General features: G+C 44.0%; 17 protein-coding genes, 1 pseudogene and 1 other annotated feature. Of the genes and pseudogenes, 16 read left to right on the top strand and 2 right to left on the bottom strand.

Annotated features, from left to right (window positions below):
• Window positions 1–63 precede the first annotated feature (63 nt).
• The 12 genes from KFT32_RS02675 to leuS all read left to right on the top strand — a co-directional run bounded on the left by KFT32_RS02675 (window position 64) and on the right by leuS (window position 12,350).
• Window positions 64–591 (top strand): YqeG family HAD IIIA-type phosphatase, encoded by a 528-nt coding sequence (locus KFT32_RS02675; RefSeq protein ID WP_211745597.1) that lies wholly within the window; start codon window positions 64–66, stop codon window positions 589–591.
• Window positions 588–1,712, top strand: coding sequence for a ribosome biogenesis GTPase YqeH (gene yqeH / locus KFT32_RS02670; protein WP_211745538.1), 1,125 nt, complete (start codon window positions 588–590; stop codon window positions 1,710–1,712). The genes KFT32_RS02675 and yqeH overlap by 4 nt, the downstream gene beginning before the upstream one ends.
• A gap of 47 nt (window positions 1,713–1,759) precedes the next feature.
• Complete coding sequence (gene aroE, locus KFT32_RS02665; RefSeq protein WP_211745537.1) at window positions 1,760–2,623, top strand: shikimate dehydrogenase; 864 nt, start codon at window positions 1,760–1,762, stop codon at window positions 2,621–2,623.
• A gap of 100 nt (window positions 2,624–2,723) precedes the next feature.
• Window positions 2,724–3,014, top strand: coding sequence for a ribosome assembly RNA-binding protein YhbY (gene yhbY / locus KFT32_RS02660; protein WP_211745536.1), 291 nt, complete (start codon window positions 2,724–2,726; stop codon window positions 3,012–3,014).
• Between the two features lie 47 nt (window positions 3,015–3,061).
• Complete coding sequence (locus KFT32_RS02655) at window positions 3,062–3,655, top strand: nicotinate-nucleotide adenylyltransferase (RefSeq protein ID WP_211745535.1); 594 nt, start codon at window positions 3,062–3,064, stop codon at window positions 3,653–3,655.
• Window positions 3,636–4,223, top strand: a complete 588-nt coding sequence (gene yqeK / locus KFT32_RS02650) for a bis(5'-nucleosyl)-tetraphosphatase (symmetrical) YqeK (protein ID WP_211745534.1) — start codon at window positions 3,636–3,638, stop codon at window positions 4,221–4,223. Before KFT32_RS02655 ends, yqeK begins: the two co-directional genes overlap by 20 nt.
• Before the next feature lie 26 nt (window positions 4,224–4,249).
• Window positions 4,250–4,597 carry a ribosome silencing factor gene (gene rsfS, locus KFT32_RS02645; protein WP_211745533.1) on the top strand — a complete coding sequence of 116 codons (348 nt, stop codon included), beginning with the start codon at window positions 4,250–4,252 and terminating at the stop codon, window positions 4,595–4,597.
• Window positions 4,594–5,490, top strand: coding sequence for a CvfB family protein (locus KFT32_RS02640; RefSeq protein WP_211745532.1), 897 nt, complete (start codon window positions 4,594–4,596; stop codon window positions 5,488–5,490). Before rsfS ends, KFT32_RS02640 begins: the two co-directional genes overlap by 4 nt.
• A gap of 569 nt (window positions 5,491–6,059) precedes the next feature.
• Window positions 6,060–6,794, top strand: a complete 735-nt coding sequence (locus tag KFT32_RS02635; RefSeq protein ID WP_211745596.1) for a class I SAM-dependent DNA methyltransferase — start codon at window positions 6,060–6,062, stop codon at window positions 6,792–6,794.
• 147 nt (window positions 6,795–6,941) lie between these two features.
• Complete coding sequence (locus tag KFT32_RS02630; RefSeq protein ID WP_211745531.1) at window positions 6,942–8,636, top strand: M3 family oligoendopeptidase; 1,695 nt, start codon at window positions 6,942–6,944, stop codon at window positions 8,634–8,636.
• Between the two features lie 109 nt (window positions 8,637–8,745).
• Window positions 8,746–9,405 (top strand): TetR/AcrR family transcriptional regulator, encoded by a 660-nt coding sequence (locus tag KFT32_RS02625; RefSeq protein WP_211745530.1) that lies wholly within the window; start codon window positions 8,746–8,748, stop codon window positions 9,403–9,405.
• 151 nt (window positions 9,406–9,556) lie between these two features.
• Window positions 9,557–9,793, top strand: a binding site (T-box leader).
• A 118-nt stretch (window positions 9,794–9,911) separates the two neighbouring features.
• On the top strand, window positions 9,912–12,350 hold the full coding sequence (gene leuS / locus KFT32_RS02620; protein WP_211745529.1) for a leucine--tRNA ligase: 2,439 nt from the start codon (window positions 9,912–9,914) through the stop codon (window positions 12,348–12,350).
• On the opposite strand, the pseudogene comER reads toward leuS, so the two are convergent.
• Window positions 12,331–13,194: pseudogene (comER, locus tag KFT32_RS02615) on the bottom strand (late competence protein ComER); the annotation flags it as partial. The gene leuS and the pseudogene comER sit on opposite strands and share 20 nt — an antisense overlap.
• Before the next feature lie 118 nt (window positions 13,195–13,312).
• On the opposite strand from comER, the gene KFT32_RS02610 reads away from it, so the two are divergent.
• The 3 genes from KFT32_RS02610 (at window position 13,313) to KFT32_RS02600 (ending at window position 17,365) form a co-directional block, all read left to right on the top strand.
• Window positions 13,313–13,825: a ComEA family DNA-binding protein gene (locus KFT32_RS02610; protein ID WP_349304842.1), complete on the top strand. Its 513-nt coding sequence runs from the start codon at window positions 13,313–13,315 to the stop codon at window positions 13,823–13,825.
• Window positions 13,826–13,901: 76 nt separating this feature from the next.
• On the top strand, window positions 13,902–14,420 hold the full coding sequence (locus KFT32_RS02605; protein ID WP_211745526.1) for a deoxycytidylate deaminase: 519 nt from the start codon (window positions 13,902–13,904) through the stop codon (window positions 14,418–14,420).
• A 113-nt stretch (window positions 14,421–14,533) separates the two neighbouring features.
• A complete protein-coding gene (locus KFT32_RS02600; protein ID WP_211745525.1) occupies window positions 14,534–17,365 on the top strand; it encodes a ComEC/Rec2 family competence protein in 2,832 nt (943 codons plus the stop codon).
• Between the two features lie 99 nt (window positions 17,366–17,464).
• Here KFT32_RS02600 and KFT32_RS02595 read toward each other — a convergent pair whose 3' ends face one another.
• Window positions 17,465–18,376 carry an SDR family oxidoreductase gene (locus KFT32_RS02595; RefSeq protein ID WP_211745524.1) on the bottom strand — a complete coding sequence of 304 codons (912 nt, stop codon included), beginning with the start codon at window positions 18,374–18,376 and terminating at the stop codon, window positions 17,465–17,467.
• A gap of 118 nt (window positions 18,377–18,494) precedes the next feature.
• Between KFT32_RS02595 and KFT32_RS02590 the strand changes: the two genes are divergently transcribed.
• Window positions 18,495–19,475 carry a helix-turn-helix transcriptional regulator gene (locus KFT32_RS02590; protein ID WP_211745523.1) on the top strand — a complete coding sequence of 327 codons (981 nt, stop codon included), beginning with the start codon at window positions 18,495–18,497 and terminating at the stop codon, window positions 19,473–19,475.
• Window positions 19,476–20,515: the final 1,040 nt, after the last annotated feature.

Genomic DNA, 20,515 nt, shown 5'->3' with positions numbered 1-20,515 from the left:
TTGCCTTTTTACTAACTGTACAGATTATGTTATAGTTTGTCGTATGAAATTGAGGTGAACATGTTGTTTAAAAGGCTAATACCAAAACTCCAGGTGGAAACCGTGTTTGATATTGATTTAGAAGCATTGTATGAACGTGGATATCGCGGAATTATAACGGATCTTGACAACACACTTGTGGGAGCCAAGGCACCTGAAGCAACCCCTGAACTCATCGCTTGGTTCGAAAAGGTGAGAGATGCTGGGTTTAAACTGGTCATTGTTTCCAACAACAAGTTGACTCGGGTGTCTACGTTTGCTACTCCTCTGAAGATCGAGTATGTACACGAGGCACGCAAACCTTCTAATACCCCATTTCGCAAGGCGATTAAAATGATGAATTTAACAGAAGAGCAGACGATCGTAGTAGGAGATCAAATGCTTACGGATGTGTTTGGTGGGAACAGACTAGGGCTATATACAGTTCTTGTGTTGCCTATTGCCATTGCAGACGAAGGGATTATGACGAGGTTTAACAGACGGGTAGAGCGTATTGCGTTGTCCCGTTTACGTAGGAAAGGCCTATGGCTTGAGGAGGAAAAGAAAAAATGAATCAAATGCATGACGGCACAAAAGGAAGATGCAGCGGATGCGGTATTCTACTGCAGACAGAACAACCTGAGCTGCCGGGGTATACACCAACAAAAGCGCTGGATCGCGATCCTGTCATTTGCCAGCGTTGTTTTCGTATTAAAAATTATAGCGAGGCATCATCCGTTACGGTAGACCAAGATGAGTTTCTGGCCCTACTTAGTAAAATCGGAGACAAAGATGCACTCGTTATTCATATTGTCGATCTGTTTGATTTCGAAGGCAGTATGATTTCGGCGCTGCAGCGCTTTGTAGGAAACAACCCTGTACTGCTTGCGGTTAACAAAACAGACCTGCTTCCTAAGGTAACGAATTGGAATAAAGTTCGTAACTGGGTTCAGCAGCAAGCAAAAGCACAAGGGCTGAGAACCGTAGACGTTGTTTTGTGCAGTGCTAAACAGAATCAAGGTTTCGATAGACTTCTTGAATCGGTAAACGAACATCGTGGAGAACGTGATGTCTATGTAGTCGGTGCGACCAATGTCGGAAAGTCAACGCTGATTAACCGTTTGATTCGCGATTACAGTGATCTTGATCAGGAACTTACGACTTCGAGATATCCGGGTACGACACTGGATATGGTTCATATCCCGCTTGATGATGGAGCTTCCATTATTGATACACCAGGTATCGTATATCCATGGCGTTACAGCGAGATCGTATCTCGTAAAGATTTATCAGCTATTATGCCAGACAAACCGCTTAAACCAGCCGTTTATCAGCTGAACAGTGGACAAACGCTATTCTTTGGCGGACTGGCACGATTTGATTTTATGGAAGGGGAGCGTCAGTCCTTCACTTGCTATACGAACAATGCAATTAAAATTCACCGGACCAAATTGGAGCGGGCAGATGAGCTGTATGAAAATCATGCGGGCGAAATGTTGTCACCTCCATCTCGTGAGGATATGAAAGATATCCCAGAGTGGACCCGTCATGATTTCCGGATTCCAAAAGGAAGTCGCAGCGATGTCTTTATTTCGGGTCTTGGCTGGATTAAAGTGAATGGTCAGGAAGGGGCTCTGGTTGCGGTACATGCACCGCGTGGAGTTCGTGTCATGGTTCGTCCTTCATTAATTTAATTGCTCTGTCTGAACATGGGGAATCAAGGTTCATAGGGGGAGACAGAATGCCAAATAAAGTACAAGAACGCAAGCCCAGTGGGTATACGCTTCTTGGGGTCATGGGTGATCCGATTGCACACAGTAAGTCTCCCGCTATGCATCAAATAGCTCTCCAGGAAACAGGCTTGCAGGGGTCTTATGTACCCTTACACGTGAGTCCTGAGGGGCTTGATGCTGCTGTTAGAGGGATAAAGGCAATGGGGTTTCGAGGAGTAAACGTAACGATTCCGCACAAAGTAGAGATTATGGCCTTCATGGATGAACTGGATGACAGTGCGAAGCTAATCGGTGCTGTTAATACCGTCGTTCATGAGGAAGATGGCAGGTTGATCGGATATAACACAGATGGTATTGGTTATGTTAGATCGCTAAAAGAGGAAGCTGTATCTTCTATAGAAGGTAAACATATTGTAGTTATTGGGGCTGGTGGTGCTGCCCGTGGGATCGTATATGCCTTGCTTTTGGAAAGTCCGGCATCTGTCACGATCCTTAATCGGACTGTGGAACGGGCTGAGATGATTGCGTCCGATTTCAAAAGCATGGGTCAAGTCCAAGGACTAGCCACCGGCGACTCCCAACAAGTACTTTTACGATCGGATATTGTTATTAATACAACATCCGTCGGTATGCATCCTAACCTGCACGAAACTCCTATCGATCCGGCGGATCTGCCAGAAGGTATTGTAGTTAGTGATCTGATTTATAATCCGCTAGAGACGAAACTGCTTTCGATTGCGAAAGAAAAGAATTGTGTAATTCACGGTGGTCTCGGTATGTTTGTATACCAAGGGGCAATTGCTTTTGAACATTGGTTTGGAATTCCTGCTCCTGTCAACGCCATGAGAAGGGCAGTGCTACAAAGCTTTTAAGAATAGAAGCTCTCATTCCTCATATTCGTCTTCATAATGGACAAATATAAGAGGAATGCAGCTTCAAAATGAAAAATGCATAATATAAGGGGTTAATACAATGTTAACGGGTAAACAAAAGAGATATCTTCGCTCACAGGCACATCATCTGGATCCTGTGTTCCAAATCGGTAAAGGTGGTACGAATGAGCACCTGTTCCGTCATATTGAAGAAGCAATTGAGAAACGCGAACTTATGAAAATTTCTATTTTAAGTAACAATCTTGATGACAAAAATGAAGTCGCTGCTGAGCTTGCAGAACGTACAGGCAGTGAACTCGTCCAAATTCTCGGGAACACGATTACACTCTACAAAGAGTCTCGCGATAATAAGCAGATTCAATTGCCATAAGCGTAACTGAGAATGTATACATGTATGATCTAAAGGGAGTTAGATGTATGAAGGTTGGTATCATGGGTGGTACGTTTGACCCCATTCATATGGGGCATTTGCTTGCAGCTGAGGCAGTAAAGGATGTCTATAAACTCGATGAGGTTTGGTTTATGCCTTCTCACCTCCCTCCGCACAAACAGGCGGCAGGAGCTACTGGGGAACAAAGGCTGGATATGACCAAACTTGCTACTCGGGGATACGAGGATTATTCAACACTTGATATTGAAGTGGCTCGCGGAGGCGTATCCTACACCATTGATACCATTCGGCTCTTGCTCAAAGAACATCCGAATACCGATTTTTACTTTATTATCGGAGCGGATATGGTTAATTACTTACCGAAGTGGGAACGAATTGATGAGCTTGCCCAGCTGATTACCTTTATCGGAGTTGGACGTCCTGGTTTTGACTTGCATCTGGATGATCTTCCTGAATTTTTGCAGGAACGAGTGCTTCATGCAGAAATGCCGCTTGTTGATATTTCGTCAACTGCGATCAGAAGGCGACTAGGCAATGGCAAATCGGTACGGTTCATGGTACCAGATTCGGTCCTTCAATTCATTAAAAGGAGCGGATTATATGAGTCTAAACCGAGATGAATTAATCAAAGCCGTCTCCGAGCAAATGCCTCCTCAGCGCTGGAAACATACAGAAGGCGTAATGGAAACAGCAGTGATGCTCTCTGAACGTTTTGGTGCGGATCCGGCGAAAGCCGACCTTGCTGCCATTTTGCATGATGTGGCCAAGTACTGGCCTGTCAAAGAGATGGAGAAAATCATTCGGGAACATCATCTGAATCAAGATCTCCTTCTTCATGACAAACAGCTATGGCATTCGGAAGTTGGAGCTTTTGTAGCTGAGCATGATTATCAGGTGACCGATCCTGAGGTGCTGAGTGCGATTAAATGGCATACTTCTGGCCGTGTAGGGATGAGTCTTCTGGATAAAGTGGTATGCCTTGCGGATTATATGGAGCCGGGACGAGATTTTCCAGGTGTCGATCGGATACGTGAGCTTGCAGAGCATAGCTTGGAAGAGGCACTTTTGGCTGGATTTGATGGTACCATTACACATCTTGTTTCTCAGAGAAAAGTTATCTATCCTTTAACGATTTTTACTCGTAATGATTTAATCGAACAAATAAAGCTAATGGATAAATCAAAATAATTTTTTGATAAATCGGAGGTTGATTCATGACAGTATCATCTAAGGAATTACTTCAGATTGCAGTAGAGGCGGCAGACGATAAAAAGGCAATGAATGTAGTTGCTCTTGATTTACAAGGAGTATCTTTGGTAGCTGACTATTTCGTGATTTGTCACGGGAATTCAGATACACAGGTGCAGGCAATTGCTACAGAAATCCGTAAACGGGTGCAGGAATCGGGAGTTCGGATTAAAGGACTTGAAGGAATGGATTCGGCACGCTGGGTACTGATGGATCTTGGTGATGTGGTGGTACACATATTCCATCGCGATGAGCGTGAATATTATAATATTGAAAGACTTTGGTCTGATGCCAAAGTGGTGAATACAGTATGAGTTTAATAGCAGGAACGGTAGTTACGCTCCCGGTTTCCCGGGAAGTATCTCCTTATGGATATTTTTTGACAACAGGCAGTGAAGATGTGTTACTTCATTATTCTGAGCTGACACGTGACATTAAGGTTGGAGAACAGGTCGAAGTTTTTCTGTTTTTTGATACCGATGATAGACCCGCAGCAACGATGAAAAAACCTTATTTGACCTTGGGCGAAATGGCGAAGCTTGTAGTTGCCGACGTACATCCACGGTTGGGTTGTTTTCTTGAAATGGGACTTGGACGTCAGCTGCTGCTGCCGATTCGTGAGCTCCCTGAGCTGAAAGAACTTCATCCGCAAGTTGGAGACGAAGTCTTCGTTATTATGGAACATGATAGACAGGGACGTCTGCGTGCGAAGCTAGCGGGAGAAAGAGAACTTTCCCCACTTGCCTTTCATGCGCCGACTACATGGATGAACCAGTGGGTAGAAGCAACCGTGTATAAACCGCTGCAGATGGGGACATTTGTGTTGGTTGATGGCGGGGTGTTAGGTTTTGGAGCCATCGGGATGATTCACTCTTCCGAGCGAAGCCGTATGCTAAGACTGGGAGAAAAAGTGAGCGCACGTGTCACTTTGGTACGTGAGGACGGAAGAATAAATCTTAGTATGTCACAGCTTAAAGAAGTTGGTCGTACCGAGGACGCTGACCGTATTCTTGATTTTATCAAGGAGCGTCCTAATGGTGCAATGCCTTATTCTGACCAGACGCCACCCGATATTATTAAGAGTAAATTTGGGATCAGTAAGTCTGCCTTTAAGCGTGCTATGGGCAAGCTGATGAAAGATGGTCTCGTGACTCAGGATGAAAACTGGACGTATCTTGTCAAAAAAGAAGAAGCGTCCGAAGAATAAGCAATGCTACATTTTGTTGTAAATTGAAGTGAAATGAGCCCTTTATGGGCTCTTTGCTTTTGAAAGCCTATATCTTTGCTTGTTATTTTGATTTTTTTCGATGATTAGAGAGAAGCGAAGTGTAGCGTCGAATCATGGAAGGGCTCTTCCGTTTTTGAACTATGTAGTTAGTTTTGATCATGGAGGGTTTCTACAAGAAGTTCCTGCGAGTGAATACGGCAGGAACGCCCTACGTTGCCCCTTAAACTTAGGGGCAAACCTATTTTTGAAAATAACAGGGCGGCTGAACTGCGGAAGTGGATGGAATGGTTCTGAAGAAGCGTAGCGTGCGCCTTTGTTTTCGGATTTCCCCTTGCGTGGTTTAATACAATCGATAAATCCGAAAACAACAGCGCTCGTAAGAACCATCCATCCACTGGAGCTCACAAGAGCGAGCGAAACGGACCATTCCGCGCTCCATCGCTCATCAAGCAGCCCTTATTATTTTCAACTCTATGTTTAACATCAAGTTTTCTTAAGAGGTGATTCCTATATCCTATCGCAAATTCGCTTATGTATACGATGAGCTGATGGAAGACATGCCTTATCCGGAATGGATTAGATTTGCCAGAACAGCCTGGGAGAAGCATGGTATACCTGCAAGTGTGGTGGAATTGGGCTGTGGTACCGGCTCCTTGACCATTCCTTTAGTCAAATCAGGTTTTGAAGTAACGGGAATTGATCTTTCCGCTGACATGCTGTCAGTAGCACGACAAAAGCTGGAAGAAACTCCGCAAGGTAACCGCTTTTTTCGGGAAGGAACCATTCGCTGGATTCATCAGGATATGAGGAACTGGGAGCTGCCTGAACCCGTAGATTCCGTTATATCTTTTTGTGATAGTATCAATTATTTGTTAAAAGAAGAGGATATCATTCGTACATTCCGTCAAACCTATCAGGGACTCAAATCGGGCGGAACGTTTCTATTTGATGTACATCATCCGAACACTTTTGTCCGTTATGAGGAAGAACAGCCTTTTGTGTTAGATGAGAAGTCGATCTCATATATCTGGACTTGTGATCTCGATCGTTCCAATTATGAAATTGAACATCATCTGAGCATTTTTACTCGGGCAGAGGAAAGCGGTCAAGATGTATATCACCGTTTTGAAGAAGTTCATAATCAAAGAGCATACGACCCTGACTGGATGAAACGCCAGCTGTATGAAGCAGGATTTCATGAAGTGAACATTTATGCGGATTTTGAATGGCAGGCGGCGGATGAGGACACATCCCGACTGTTTTTTGTGGCAGTAAAAAAATAAAGATAGCAGCACCTTTTCTTGGTTAACAAGGAAGGGTGCATTTTTTTTGACCACAATTCAATTATATTAGTACTGTACGTAGAACTGCGGAAGTATTTGGGATATAATGGGTTAGAAAAATCCGAAAAAAGGGCAGGTGTTCTGTGGATGAAGTTTAGTGAATATGCTTATGAACGGCCAGATGTGGCACGTTTTGAGGAAGAGTTTAACGGGCTGCTCGCCACGTTTCGTGAAGCGGAAAATGTAGATGAACAGGACGCAGCCATGGCGGAAATTAATAAACTGCGCGGGGCGTTATCCACACAGGAAACATTAGTATCGATTCGACATTCCGTGGATACGAATGATGAATTCTATAAGGCAGAGCAAGACTTTTTTGACGAAACATCGCCTATTTTTCAGAAATATACGACGGAATACTATGAGGCACTAATAAATTCCCCTTTCAGAACGGAGCTCGAGCAAAAATGGGGCAAGCAGCTATTTCAGCTCGCAGAACTCACCATCAAGACATTTAGTCCCGACATTATCGGTGACCTGCAACAGGAGAATAAACTGACTACGGAGTATTCGAAACTTATCGCTTCGGCTAAGATTGATTTTGAAGGGGAAGAGCGTACGCTATCACAGCTTATTCCTTTCATGCAGTCTACAGATCGAGACATGCGTAAACGTGCGGAAGAAGTACGTACTACCTTTATGAGTGAACATGAAGAGCAACTGGATCGTATTTATGATGATCTGGTGAAGGTAAGAACCAAGATGGCAAAGAAACTCGGATTCCCGAGCTTTGTTGAAATGGGATATGCCCGAATGACGCGTACCGACTATAACGCTGAAATGGTTGAAAATTTCCGCAAACAGGTACTCGAAGAGATTGTTCCTGTAGCCACGAAGCTGAAAGAGCGCCAGCGTCAGCGGATCGGAGTAGACGAGCTTTATTACTACGATGAGAACATTGTATTCCCTACTGGAAATGCCACACCTAAGGGTGACCCGGACTGGATCGTACAAAACGGTAAAAAAATGTACGATGAGCTTGCACCTGAAATGAGTGAGTTTTTCAATTACATGCTGGATCAAGGTCTGATGGATCTGGTTAGTAAGAAGGGAAAACAAAGCGGTGGATATTGTACGTTTATCTATGACTACAAGTCTCCGTTTATTTTCTCTAATTTTAATGGGACTTCTGGAGATATTGATGTACTTACTCACGAGGCAGGTCATGCGTTCCAGGTATACCAAAGTCGGAACTTCGAGGTACCAGAGTATCTGTTCCCTACATACGAAGCAGCAGAAATTCATTCCATGAGCATGGAGTTCTTTACGTGGCCTTGGATGAATCTGTTCTTTGAAGATGAAGTGGAAAAATATAAATTTGATCATTTGTCCAGTTCCCTTATTTTTATTCCTTATGGCGTCTCTGTTGATGAGTTCCAGCATTATGTTTACAGCAATCCAGATGCAACACCGGCTGAACGCAAGCAAGCTTGGCGTGAGATTGAGCGTAAATATTTGCCGCATCGTAATTACGAGAGCAACACTTATTTGGAGCAAGGTGGATTCTGGCACAAACAAGGGCACATTTTCCAATCTCCGTTCTATTATATTGATTACACGCTTGCTCAGATCTGTGCATTCCAGTTCTGGAAGCGTTCCAGAGAAGAGTATGAAGCTGCATGGGCTGATTATTTGCACCTTTGCAAACAGGGTGGAAGTTTGTCCTTCACTGAGCTTGTTAAAGAGGCAGGTCTCATCTCTCCATTTGAAGATGGCTGTGTGACTTCGGTTATTACAAGCATTGAAGAATATCTTAATAATGTGGACGATAAAGCCCTCTAAAATAAAATGAAAAAGGCAGGCTCCTAAAAAAGGGGCCTGTCTTTTTCTGGTGTAGCAATAAGATGATTGTGATATGATAATATTCATTTCAATGTAGGAGTGAGACAGGATGACTTCAACCAAATGGAGCAGAGAACTTGAACAGCAGCGAGAGAAGAGAAGAACAGAACTGCTGGAAGCTTCAAGGAAACTATTTCTGGAGAAAGATCTCCATGCGGTGACGATGAGAGATATTGCAGCAGAAGTAGGGATTAGTACAGTTACTCTTTATAAATATTATAAATCTATAGACGTGCTAGCTTTTGAGGTACTGCTTCAATTGTTTGAGGAAATGAAGGCCTTCTTCCAAGTAAAAGAGTTGGAAGAAGGAGATCCTTTGAAGCGGATTGAATTATTTCTGGGCCGATTTCATGATTATTTATATGAAAAACCGGATCATCTGAGATTCCAAGCGATGTTTGACCACTATTACCGAAAAGAGTACCCGCAGATTGATCAGGTAAATCTGTTCCGAGACCGAATTTCTAACGATACGCTGCCGCTTTTAGAGATTCTAGAGAAAGCTCAGCAGGATGGAATGGCAAGAACGGACTATACGGCGGAAGAACTGACAAGCTGGATGATGAACCTCTTGATGGCCATGTCACATCGGCTTGCATCTCGTGGTCATCTGTTGGAACAAGAATCCAAACTATCGACAGAGGGGCTTATGAAGGTTACAAGAGAAGCGATTCTTCAATATATTAAAAAACCAAATGACACAGAGTAGATACTGCGTCATTTTTATGTTTTATAGAGAAATTGTTATCATATCAGAAGGGAATCACATGAAATGAAGATAGCTTTGAATGGAAGGCTGAGGACAAAGTTATTTGACTTTAACTACATCAGTCTTGTATAATGATTGCGATTAAACTTAAAATGTTTCGATGAAGAGGAATAGTAATTGAACCTATGCATAACAGAGAGCCAGCGGTTGGTGCAAGCTGGTTGCAAATGGGTGCTATGAACTCGCCTTGGAGATATGGGGTTAGGCTATTATTTGGTAAGCCTCATCGGTTCACCACCGTTACAGGGTGCTTAAGGGAGTGGACAGCGAAGCACGTATGTCCGCTAACTAGGGTGGTACCACGGGAATCTAACCTCTCGTCCCTAGCGATGATACGCTATGGGATGCGGAGGTTTTTTTGTTGGTCTAAGATTCGTTTAAGGGAGGGCTTATGCCTGCCGGAGCGTTTCTCAGGTCTAACGTTAATATGACGAGGAGGATGGACAGTGAGTCAGAAAGAACAGCCGAAGCACGGCTATCAGCCGCAATCCATTGAGCCGAAATGGCAACAATATTGGGATGCTAACAAAACATTTAGAACAGGGGAAGAGGCAGATAAACCGAAGTTTTATGCCCTTGATATGTTCCCATATCCTTCAGGAGCAGGTCTCCATGTAGGACATCCGGAAGGTTATACAGCGACTGATATCGTATCTCGCTACAAAAGAATGCGTGGATATAATGTTCTTCATCCGATGGGTTGGGACGCTTTTGGACTCCCAGCAGAGCAGCATGCGATTGATACCGGAGAACATCCGCGTGATATCACAGTTAAGAATGTAAACAACTTCCGCCGTCAAATTAAATCTCTCGGATTTTCCTATGACTGGGATCGTGAGATTAGCACTACGGATCCTGACTACTATAAATGGACACAGTGGATATTTATCCAACTGTACAATCGTGGTCTTGCTTATGTATCCGAAGTTCCTGTGAATTGGTGTGAAGAGCTCGGAACGGTTCTTGCAAACGAAGAAGTTATTGATGGAAAAAGTGAGCGTGGAGGCTTCCCAGTCGTACGTAAACCGATGCGTCAATGGGTACTGAAAATTACGGAATATGCAGATCGTCTTCTTGATGATTTGGAAGAACTGGACTGGGCAGAGAGTATTAAAGACATGCAGCGTAATTGGATCGGACGATCCAAAGGTGCGGAAGTGACGTTTGAGCTGGAAGGACATGAGGATAACCTCAAAGTCTTTACAACTCGTCCAGATACGCTTTTCGGTGCAACTTATGCGGTTCTTGCTCCTGAGCACGAGCTGGTAGAAAAAATTACGCAACCAGAACAACAAGCAGTTGTTAAAGCTTATCAGGATCAAGCAGCTCGAAAGAGTGATCTTGAACGTACGGACCTAGCTAAAGAAAAAACAGGTGTTTTCACAGGTGCATATGCAATTAATCCAATCAGCGGTGCAAAAGTTCCGGTGTGGATTGCTGATTATGTTCTTGCAGGTTACGGAACAGGTGCGATTATGGCGGTGCCAGGTCATGATTCACGTGACTGGGAATTCGCCAAAGAATTTGGACTTGAAATCATTGAAGTTGTGTCCGGTGGAGATGTAACCAAAGAAGCTTACACTGGCGACGGTCCACACGTAAATTCCGGTATGCTGGATGGTCTTGAGAACGAAGAAGCGATTGCGAAAGCCATTGCATGGCTGGAAGAGAACGGAAAAGGCGAAGGGAAAGTAACTTACAGGTTGCGTGATTGGCTGTTCAGTCGTCAGCGCTATTGGGGTGAACCCATTCCGATTCTGCATCTGGAAGACGGAACAATGAAAACAGTACCTGAGAGTGAACTTCCGCTTGTCCTTCCAGAGATGGATCAGATCAAACCTTCCGGAACAGGGGAATCACCCCTTGCTAATGTGACGGATTGGGTAAATACAGTAGATCCAGAGACAGGAATGAAAGCTCGTCGTGAGACAAATACGATGCCTCAATGGGCTGGAAGCTGCTGGTATTACCTGCGCTTTATCGATCCGCACAATGACAAGGAGCTTGTTTCTAAGGAGAAGCAGCGTGAATGGATGCCTGTCGATCTATACATTGGTGGGGCAGAGCATGCAGTACTTCACTTGCTCTATGCACGTTTCTGGCACAAAGTACTGTACGATATTGGTGTGGTAGACACCAAAGAGCCATTCCAAAAACTCGTAAACCAAGGAATGATTCTTGGAACAAACAATGAGAAAATGAGTAAATCTCGTGGTAACGTTATTAATCCAGATGAGATTGTGGAGAAATTCGGAGCAGATACCCTGCGGATTTACGAAATGTTCATGGGGCCGCTGGAAGCAACGAAGCCTTGGAATGAAAACGGCGTAGAAGGAGCTTACCGTTTCCTTGCACGTGTATGGCGCCTGTTTATTAATGAAGATGGCACGTTAAACGAAAAAATTGGCGATGGCGGAGATAAGGAATTCAACCGCACATGGCACAAAACAATTAAAAAAGTAACAGATGATCTTGAGCATCTGCGTTTTAATACAGCGATCAGTCAGCTGATGATCTTCACTAATGATGCTTACAAAGCAGACCGTCTGCCACGCGAAGCAATGGAGAACTTTGTACAGATGCTTGCTCCGCTTGCACCGCATATTGCAGAAGAATTATGGTCCCGTCTTGGTCACGAAGAGAGCATCAGCTATGTATCCTGGCCGCAGTATGATGAATCCTTAACCGTTGATGCAGAAGTGGAAATTGTGATTCAAATTAACGGCAAAATTGTTCAACGCGCAAGCGTTGCAGCAGATTTGGATGCGAAAGGTCTAGAAGCTTTCAGTCTGGAGATCCCCGCAATCAAGGAAGCTCTTGAAGGTAAAACGATTCGCAAGGTCATTGCAGTCCCAGGTAAACTAGTTAATATTGTTGCCGGTTAATCTCACCAGCACCAAATTCAGCATCTAGCGCTTCCAGGTCTTCGTCGTATTTGGCGTGTGTGACCTGGATGAGCTGATCAAATACACCCGCGAGGCTTGAATCAAGCAGGTTCAAGGCTTTAGCGGTTATGCCGCCGGGTACGGCAACACGTTCTTGGAGCTGTGACGGAGTCACAGCTCCTTCTGCTAGTAATTTACCTGTCCCGAGCAACATTTCACTCGCAAGACAGGTAGCCTCTTCCGGGGTTATACCCGTTTGCCGGACGGCTGCCTGAATCCATTGTTCTAGAAAGAATGCAATAAAAGCAGGCCCGCAGCTGCTAAAATCAGAGCTAATCCTTGTGTAGGTTTCCTCCACCCGAATCGGTCTGCTAATATAGCTAAACAATAGCTCGACCCGCTTCTTGTCTTCATCGTTCATTCGATTTCCATGAATACATAAGGAAGCACCGCTACCCGTCAGATGAGTAATACTCGGAATAATCTTTGTGACTTTACATGGCAGGGCCGATTCCAGATGTCTAATCTGAACCGGACTTGTAATTGAAATAAAGATCTGCTCGGGTGTAACGACCGGTTTGATATATTCAATGACTTCTTTAAATTCATGCGGTTTAATGCACAGAAAAACGATGTTACTTTTTTTCACCGTTTCACGGTTGGTTTCTGCCGGATAAAGACCCGGATGTAGGGAAGAGAGTTTCACCACTTTTCCATGGGACCGGTTGCTCGCAATAATTTGTTTCGCGTCAAGTGCTCCGGAAGCAAGGAAGGCGTTAATGAGTAAACTTCCCATGCTGCCGGTTCCAATAAATCCGACCTTCAACATCTTGAGGTTCCCCCTTTCTTGCTTTACGGTATTGGCGCGGGTACGTTCTTCTTAGTGTATGCATCAAGACTTGGACTACATGACGATAAGTTTTTACATGAATGTGACGATCGTTTGGGAGGTTTTGTATACAGTGAAGAAAGGAACCATTCTATTAACGGTAGGTGCGCTCTTAGGGAGTGGTCTGATTTTATTTGGAGGAAAGAGTGAACCCACTCCGGCAGAATGGACTACGATCAATGATAGAGCAGCAATGTCTGTGAGCGAGACCCTTGTAGACAATCAAAAGGTAGCGACTCAAGATGATTCGGGAAAAGTAGAAGATAAAGAGAAGGCTACGCCTGCTGATCCAATTACGGGTTCCGATACCATAGAATCTGTACCTCAGACGGAAAGTACATCTATAGAAGAACAAGTTCCACAGACAATTCCGTCAGTCGAAAATGAAGAAGGCAAAATATCGATCAACATGGCTACCCGAGAAGAGCTGATGGAATTGCCTGGTATCGGAGAAAAGAAAGCTCAGGCTATCATTGATTACCGAACAGAACATGGCCCATTTGCTAAACCGAGCGATCTGACCAAGGTAAAGGGGATTGGGATGAAGATGCTGGAGAAGATGTCTCCTTATGTAGTGATCAATTAGATTATTGTAAGTTAGAGTACCTTCCGTCCATTCATAGCAACGTTTAATATTATTTCGTAAGGAGAAGTGGAGAAGGATGAATACTGGGGTAAGAAAAGACTGGGATACGTACTTTATGGATATTGCTTATATGGTATCTACTCGTTCCCGTTGTTCGCGCAGACATGTAGGTGCAGTGCTCGTTCAGGGGAAGAAACTACTAGGCACAGCTTATAACGGGGCACCTATGGGGGTGCCGGACTGTTCAGAAGCAGGCTGTATGATTTCTGAAGAGTATGAGTTTGTGGTTAGAGATGGTAAGGAAGAAATGATTAAGAAGCAGCGTTGTGTGCGGACAATTCATGCTGAGCAAAATTTGCTGTTGTTTACCGACCGAGCTGACAGGGAAGGTTCAAGTGTATATGTGACGGACGAACCCTGCTGGACTTGTGCCAACATGCTGGCGAACAGCGGCATCGTCGAGATTGTGTTCCACCGTCCGTATCCGAAAGATACGTCAAAAGTTCGTCAAATGATGGAGCAAAAAGGAATTGCGTTCCGCTCGCTTAGCGCTTATGAACCGCCCAAAGAAACACTCATGACAGTACTTGATTAGATTATAGGCCATCTCTATATAATTGATTTATAAATGAGGAAGAACCTTATAAATAACCAGCTTCAGGGCTGGCTCTATTTATAAGGTTCTTTGCATTTTGGGAGGACTGGATATTGAAGGGAAGGCCGCTCGCCTTATTTTGTATATGCTGGATCGTCGGAAGCTCGGTTGCTTATCTGTATAATGGATGGTCACTTGCAGTGGTTCTTATCGGGGTATGTCTACTATTCGGGGTCTTCTTCTATATACAAGGAGTACAAGGTGCAATGCTGCTGATCATGCTAATGGCAGTACTTGTTTCTTCAGGCTATATGGAATGGACAGATCTTCGAAATGTAAGCAAGCTGCCTACATCCCTTGGCGTTACGTCAGTTGAACTTGCGGGGATGTCTGCTCAGGTAGAAGGGACGATTACTTCCAAAGTGGAAATAGACGGAGACCGGGCACAGTTTGTCCTTTTACTAACAGGTGTAAGATCACTAGCTACTGGGCAAGAAGAGTTAACAGATGATTTTATTGAGGTCAAAGAGAAAGTACAGGTTCAGATCAAGTTAACCGAAGAAGTGCAACAAGAAATAGCGGGCGAATGGGAACGGGGGGATAAGATACAACTAACGGGTACCGTAGAAATTCCGGGAACGGCCAGGAACTTTGGAAGCTTTGACTACGGGGAATATTTACATCGGCTTGAAATTCACTGGCTGCTTAAAGCGAAGGGGACAGAAGGGGTTACTCATGAGCCTCTGGATACGTGGGCAAGTCCATATGTCGTGTTGCGGCTTAGTGATGCAGCTCGTGAAGAACTAGGCAATCAAATGGAGCACATGTTTCAGGAACCGCATGCGGGATATATGAAAGGACTTGTGATCGGGATTGGAGATGAGATAGACCCGGATACATATGGGGACTTCTCTAAGCTGGGACTGACTCATATTTTGGCCATCTCTGGGATGCACGTCGCAATTTATGTGTCGGCTCTACTGTTTATGCTGTCGGCATTCCGGCTGAGTAAGGAGACAGCACTCACGCTTACCTTTTTACTCGTACCTTTCTATGTTCTGGTGTCGGGCTCATCGCCTTCCGTAGTCAGAGCAGGTATGATGTCGATGATGGGACTTTATATGACAAGGCAAGGGCTGATGAAAGACGGTATTAACATCCTTTGTCTGGCTGCTCTTCTCATGCTGATAGTGGATCCTTATATGCTGGTAAATGTCAGTTTTCAGCTCTCTTTTTTGGTGACGGTTGGTCTCATGATGTTTGTTCCACTGCTCCAGCCTCATTTTGATTCTTGGCCCCAGTGGTTATCGGGTACGGCTGTCATTACCATTGCAGCACAGTTGTTATCGTTTCCTATGACCGTGTTTTATTTCAACCAGTTCTCGCTTCTGTCGTTTGGAGCCAATTTCCTGCTCGTTGGTTTTATCAGTTTCTTTATCCTTCCTTTGGGTACACTCGCTCTACTCCTTGTATATCTATGGGAACCGGCCACGAAACCGATTGTCTGGATAACAGAATGGCTAAATCAACTTACCTTTGATTTTGTGAAATGGCTGAATACCTTTGATTCCTTTGTGCTTATCTGGTCCAAACCTCATTTTCTGCTTGTCATTGTATATTATATTCTGCTGTACTATATATTCAGTTTACTTAAGGAGTGGAAGATTAGTAGACAGACCTTAGCTCCAGAAATAAGAGATACCATCCCACTAAGACCAGTACAGGTGCTAGATACGAGTTCAGAAAGGATGAAGAATCTCGCTAGCTTTGGAATCGTGCATGAGCCTCATCTTATGAATAAGGAAGAGAATCCTTCATGGCTAAGCGGTAGATCACGTCTAAACCAAGCATTTCAGGCACTGCAAATTTCCTCGGCATGGCCTGAGCTCGAAAGTGTATTTACACCACAAGGGGCAGGGTATTTTGCGCGTGTGCCATTTACATTTTTCAAGAAAATGATGCTATCCGTGCTGTGTCTTGTTTTGTTGACAGGCCTGTACATAAGTTATCAGGGGCCTTACCGCAACGGAGAAGGAATTGTCGCTTTTTTAGATGTGGGTCAAGGAGACAGTATTCTTATTACTACGCCTACAGGCAAGCATATCCTAGTGGATGGGGGCGGAACAATTCAGTTTGGGCAACAGGATAGCTGGAAGCAGCGAAGAGATCCGTACGAAGTAGGCAAGTCTTTGCTCGTTCCACTGTTAAAGAAGCGCGGGATTCATAGACTCGATGCGGTCATTCTAAGCCATGCGGATCAGGACCATGGCGGAGGACTGCAAGCCGTGTTCGAAAATATCCCCGTATCCAAATTTATTTTTAACGGAACGGTAACGGAGAAGTCATTTTTTCAGAAGCTGCTACTTACCGCGCTGGATAAAAAAGTTGCCATGTACGAAGTTCATGACGGGATGGAATATCAACCTGATTCAGGGACATTGCTCTCCTTTTTCGCACCTGATATGAATTTGTTCAGAAACGCAACCGACATAGAGAAGGAGACAATCATGCCGCTTCCGGTTCTCGAAGAGCAGAATCACGACTCTGTTGTTTTTTTGTTGGAGATGGAGGAAGTATCATTTTTGTTTACGGGCGATATCGATAGCGCGGCAGAATTGGACATCCTAGATCGAATGAGAAAATCAGCAGACGGCAATATCCGTAACAGCAGCAGTGCAGGCAGCATATATCCAATAGATGTGTTGAAAGTGGCTCATCATGGAAGTAAATCTTCAACTACAGAAGAATGGCTGAATTATTGGCAGCCTCATCTTTCTGTTATTTCAGCAGGTGTGAACAATACATACGGTCACCCCCACTCTTCCGTAACAGAAAGAATTCAAAATCGCGGAAGCGAGATCTACCGCACGGACACTATGGGAGAGATTCAAATTCGGGTTCGTCATGGAGAAATGCAGATGAAGAGTGTTTTAGGGAGTAAGTGATTACGACCTGAATCGAGTGATGAAGCATACATAAAGAAGCCCTAGCAAAAGATCATTCTTCTGCTGGGGCTTCCGAGTATGAATAGTATGGCAAGGAGACTAACGATATCCTTCGACGTTAGCTGGTTTTCCTGCTTCTTGTACTTCTTGTAAATAGCGGAAGCAATCAGGCTGTGATCCATCCAAGTCTGTAAATTGATATTTTTTAGCCAGTTCTCCGCTAGAGCAGGAGCTACCGTTTAAGTCATGCTTATGTTCATCCATAGCTACGGCTGTAACGGCTCGTCCAATATAACGCGGAGACTCCGAGATGATAAAATGCGGATCTTTTTCCGCGCCATCCCTCCAGTTATCTTCTGTGACACCAAACACCTCAAGCATGATTTCAGACCGCATCCAGCCCGGTGTAATAGCAAGCGCTGTACATTCATGAGGGGCGAGTTCGTGTGCAAGCGATTTGGCCATCCGAATGACAGACTGCTTGGCCAAATCATAAAATAGGGACATTCGGTAGCGATCCTCATTATACTCCGCCGTCCCATCCGTAATTTCAACCACGAGTCCACCTTTATTTTGGATAAGTAATTTCAAGGCATAGTGGCTCGTAATTAAGTGTGTTTCCACGGCTAGACGAAGCATACGTAAACCTTTATCTAGAGAGTGCTGCCACACAGGCGTATCCCACTCAGTCAAGTATTCTCCACCCCATATATCGTTTACTAGAATATCAAGTCTTCCCTGTTCTTGTTCTATTCTCTCTATTAAAGATGCTACTTGCTCGGGGACTAAGTGATCCACTTGAACAGGAATACCTATTCCTCCTAGCTCAGTTACCAATTCTGCAGTTTCTTCAATTGTTTCCGGGCGACCATATTCTGAAATGTGCTGTCTGGTTGTTCGACCCGTTACGTATACGGTTGCGCCTGCTGCACCTAGTTCCATCGCAATTCCACGTCCTGCTCCGCGGGTTCCACCTGCGACGAGTGCAATTTTTCCTTTTAAAGGTTTCATCTATGCATCAGCTCCTAATCGGTAATGAGTATAGTATACTCATAAATGTAGACATCTATTGTCATATTAAGAAACGAAGGAGTCATTTTTCTAAATAGAAAGTAAAGGTGAGAACACGATGCGGGCAGATAGGTTAATTCGAATTCTTTTGTTATTACAGAACCAAGAGAGATTGACTACCAAGGAACTGGCACAAGAACTAGAAGTGACAGAACGAACCATACATCGGGATATGGAAGCACTGAGTGTGGCAGGGATTCCTGTTGTAGCAAGACGAGGTAAATATGGAGGTTGGGAGCTGATCGAGAACTACCGAACTCGTCTTACGGGGCTGAAAAAAGAAGAAATCATGTCTTTATTTCTTTCTCCTTCCACGCAGCTTCTAACGGATCTCGGTTATTTACAAGATTGGACAGAAGCTCGGGAAAAGCTTATGGCCAGCATTCCAAAAAACTTGCATAGCGAAGTGAAGGATATAAATAGCCGGCTGCATATCGACACAAGCGCTTGGCGACCTTCAGCAGAAGTGATTGAAGCGTTTGAATTATTGCAGGAAGCGATATGGGATCTCCATAAAATTGAAATTGAGTATGAACGGGCTGATGGAACCGTGGTAACACGCATTGTGGAACCGTTGGGTCTGGTAGCCAAAGCGAATACGTGGTATTTAGTTGCCGCTTCTGAAGGAGAAATAAGAAGCTATAGGGCTTCTAGGGTGATTACTGCTGTTAAGCTGGACGAGCAGTTCGTAAGACCTGATGATTTTCACTTAACTAACTACTGGCAAGAATCAAAAAAGAAATTTATTCGTAGTTTGCCTAGCTATGAAGCTCAAGTGGAGGTGTCATCTGACATCCTAGCTAGGCTCAAGTTTACAGGTAGGTTTGTACAAATAGCAGATTTAAGGAACCAAGAGGGATCATGGATCTCTGTTAAGCTAAATTTTGATACCGAAGAGGAAGCGAAGTCCTTTATTATCGGATTTGGGAATCAGATACGGGTTATTGAGCCTCCGCAATTAAAAGAGAAGGTTATTCAAATGGCCCAGTCGGTTATTGATTTTTATCATCATGATCGTCTTCATCCTCTAGGACCATGACCTATAAAGTGAGTGAGTCATCATTCAGTAAGATGAAATGAAGTGTTATGTTAACCTATGAAAATGGGCATAACACTTTTTATTTTCATATTTAATTATGACTTATGTAGAACAAGAATATTGAATCGGCATCATGGGTAGATGCATTGAGCATCCATTTGTACCTTGTTAATTTGCTGAGAATGTGAGGCCACCAAAAGTAGCCGTATCCCATTTTGCTCGGCAAGGTCATCAAAGGATTGCATATTTTTAGCCACTATACTGACGCGATCGCTTGAAATGCACGTTTGGAAGGATTTTTGAAAGCGTTTCACAAGGTGGGAATTCCCTTCGATCCGGGGCTTGTGGAGAATGGAAATTTTACTGAAGTAGCTGATATATTGCTTTCTTGTGGCTTCGTTTAATAGGAACACCGTTATTCCATTATTCTATGAAATTCAAATATATACGTGATCTGCTGAATGAAGATAGCTACTCTAACCCGGAACGAGTGAAAAAGAAGTTCCAGCAGGTATGCAGAGTAGAAGCAGGTACCCATTTGCCTGTACATGTCATGCTTCTCAAAATAGATCATTACCGATCGTTCATTGAAACGTATGCGATAGAGGTCCGAAAGCTGCTGCGCTTTGGAATCCTTAATATTGCTCAGGAGAAAATGAAGAGCTTGGATCTTAACGACAGGGGTCATCCTCGGGGAAGATCATATCTGTTATTGTACAGCCATATCCAGAAGCAAACGGTGACATTTTTCACTTCAATCTTTGTCTTTATGTGCATGCCAAGGAGACGCAGTCCGCGGTTTCGGATAAATTAAACGATCGGATATGGTCAGGGTGTCGTCTCTGAACGGATTATGTAACTGATAAATGAGAGATTTACAGATTTAGTTGATTCCCAAAAATTTACTTCCCAAATCCGATTCCTTTTACGTATGCTTGTTTTTCCGTGTAGAAGGAGTCGGATATTTTTGTATTTAATAGTCAAACTTTTCTAGTAAATTGGTACTATCTTCTTCATTAAACAAGTAGTAGAAACGGTTT

Source organism: Paenibacillus sp. Marseille-Q4541, from assembly GCF_018310695.1.
Classification (GTDB): Bacteria; Bacillota; Bacilli; order Paenibacillales; family Paenibacillaceae; genus Paenibacillus.
The sequence above is the reverse complement of the archived record's forward strand: the minus strand, read 5'-3'. Positions and strand labels throughout refer to the sequence as shown.

What these genes read in the sequence shown, in the direction of transcription:
- yqeH (WP_211745538.1), top strand. Translation starts at nt 588, where the DNA reads ATGAATCAAATGCATGACGGCACAAAAGGAAGATGCAGCGGATGCGGT.
- aroE (WP_211745537.1), top strand. Translation starts at nt 1,760, where the DNA reads ATGCCAAATAAAGTACAAGAACGCAAGCCCAGTGGGTATACGCTTCTT.
- yhbY (WP_211745536.1), top strand. Translation starts at nt 2,724, where the DNA reads ATGTTAACGGGTAAACAAAAGAGATATCTTCGCTCACAGGCACATCAT.
- KFT32_RS02655 (WP_211745535.1), top strand. Translation starts at nt 3,062, where the DNA reads ATGAAGGTTGGTATCATGGGTGGTACGTTTGACCCCATTCATATGGGG.
- yqeK (WP_211745534.1), top strand. Translation starts at nt 3,636, where the DNA reads ATGAGTCTAAACCGAGATGAATTAATCAAAGCCGTCTCCGAGCAAATG.
- rsfS (WP_211745533.1), top strand. Translation starts at nt 4,250, where the DNA reads ATGACAGTATCATCTAAGGAATTACTTCAGATTGCAGTAGAGGCGGCA.
- KFT32_RS02640 (WP_211745532.1), top strand. Translation starts at nt 4,594, where the DNA reads ATGAGTTTAATAGCAGGAACGGTAGTTACGCTCCCGGTTTCCCGGGAA.
- KFT32_RS02635 (WP_211745596.1), top strand. Translation starts at nt 6,060, where the DNA reads ATGGAAGACATGCCTTATCCGGAATGGATTAGATTTGCCAGAACAGCC.
- KFT32_RS02630 (WP_211745531.1), top strand. Translation starts at nt 6,942, where the DNA reads ATGAAGTTTAGTGAATATGCTTATGAACGGCCAGATGTGGCACGTTTT.
- KFT32_RS02625 (WP_211745530.1), top strand. Translation starts at nt 8,746, where the DNA reads ATGACTTCAACCAAATGGAGCAGAGAACTTGAACAGCAGCGAGAGAAG.
- KFT32_RS02605 (WP_211745526.1), top strand. Translation starts at nt 13,902, where the DNA reads ATGAATACTGGGGTAAGAAAAGACTGGGATACGTACTTTATGGATATT.
- KFT32_RS02595 (WP_211745524.1), bottom strand. Translation starts at nt 18,376, where the DNA reads ATGAAACCTTTAAAAGGAAAAATTGCACTCGTCGCAGGTGGAACCCGC.
- KFT32_RS02590 (WP_211745523.1), top strand. Translation starts at nt 18,495, where the DNA reads ATGCGGGCAGATAGGTTAATTCGAATTCTTTTGTTATTACAGAACCAA.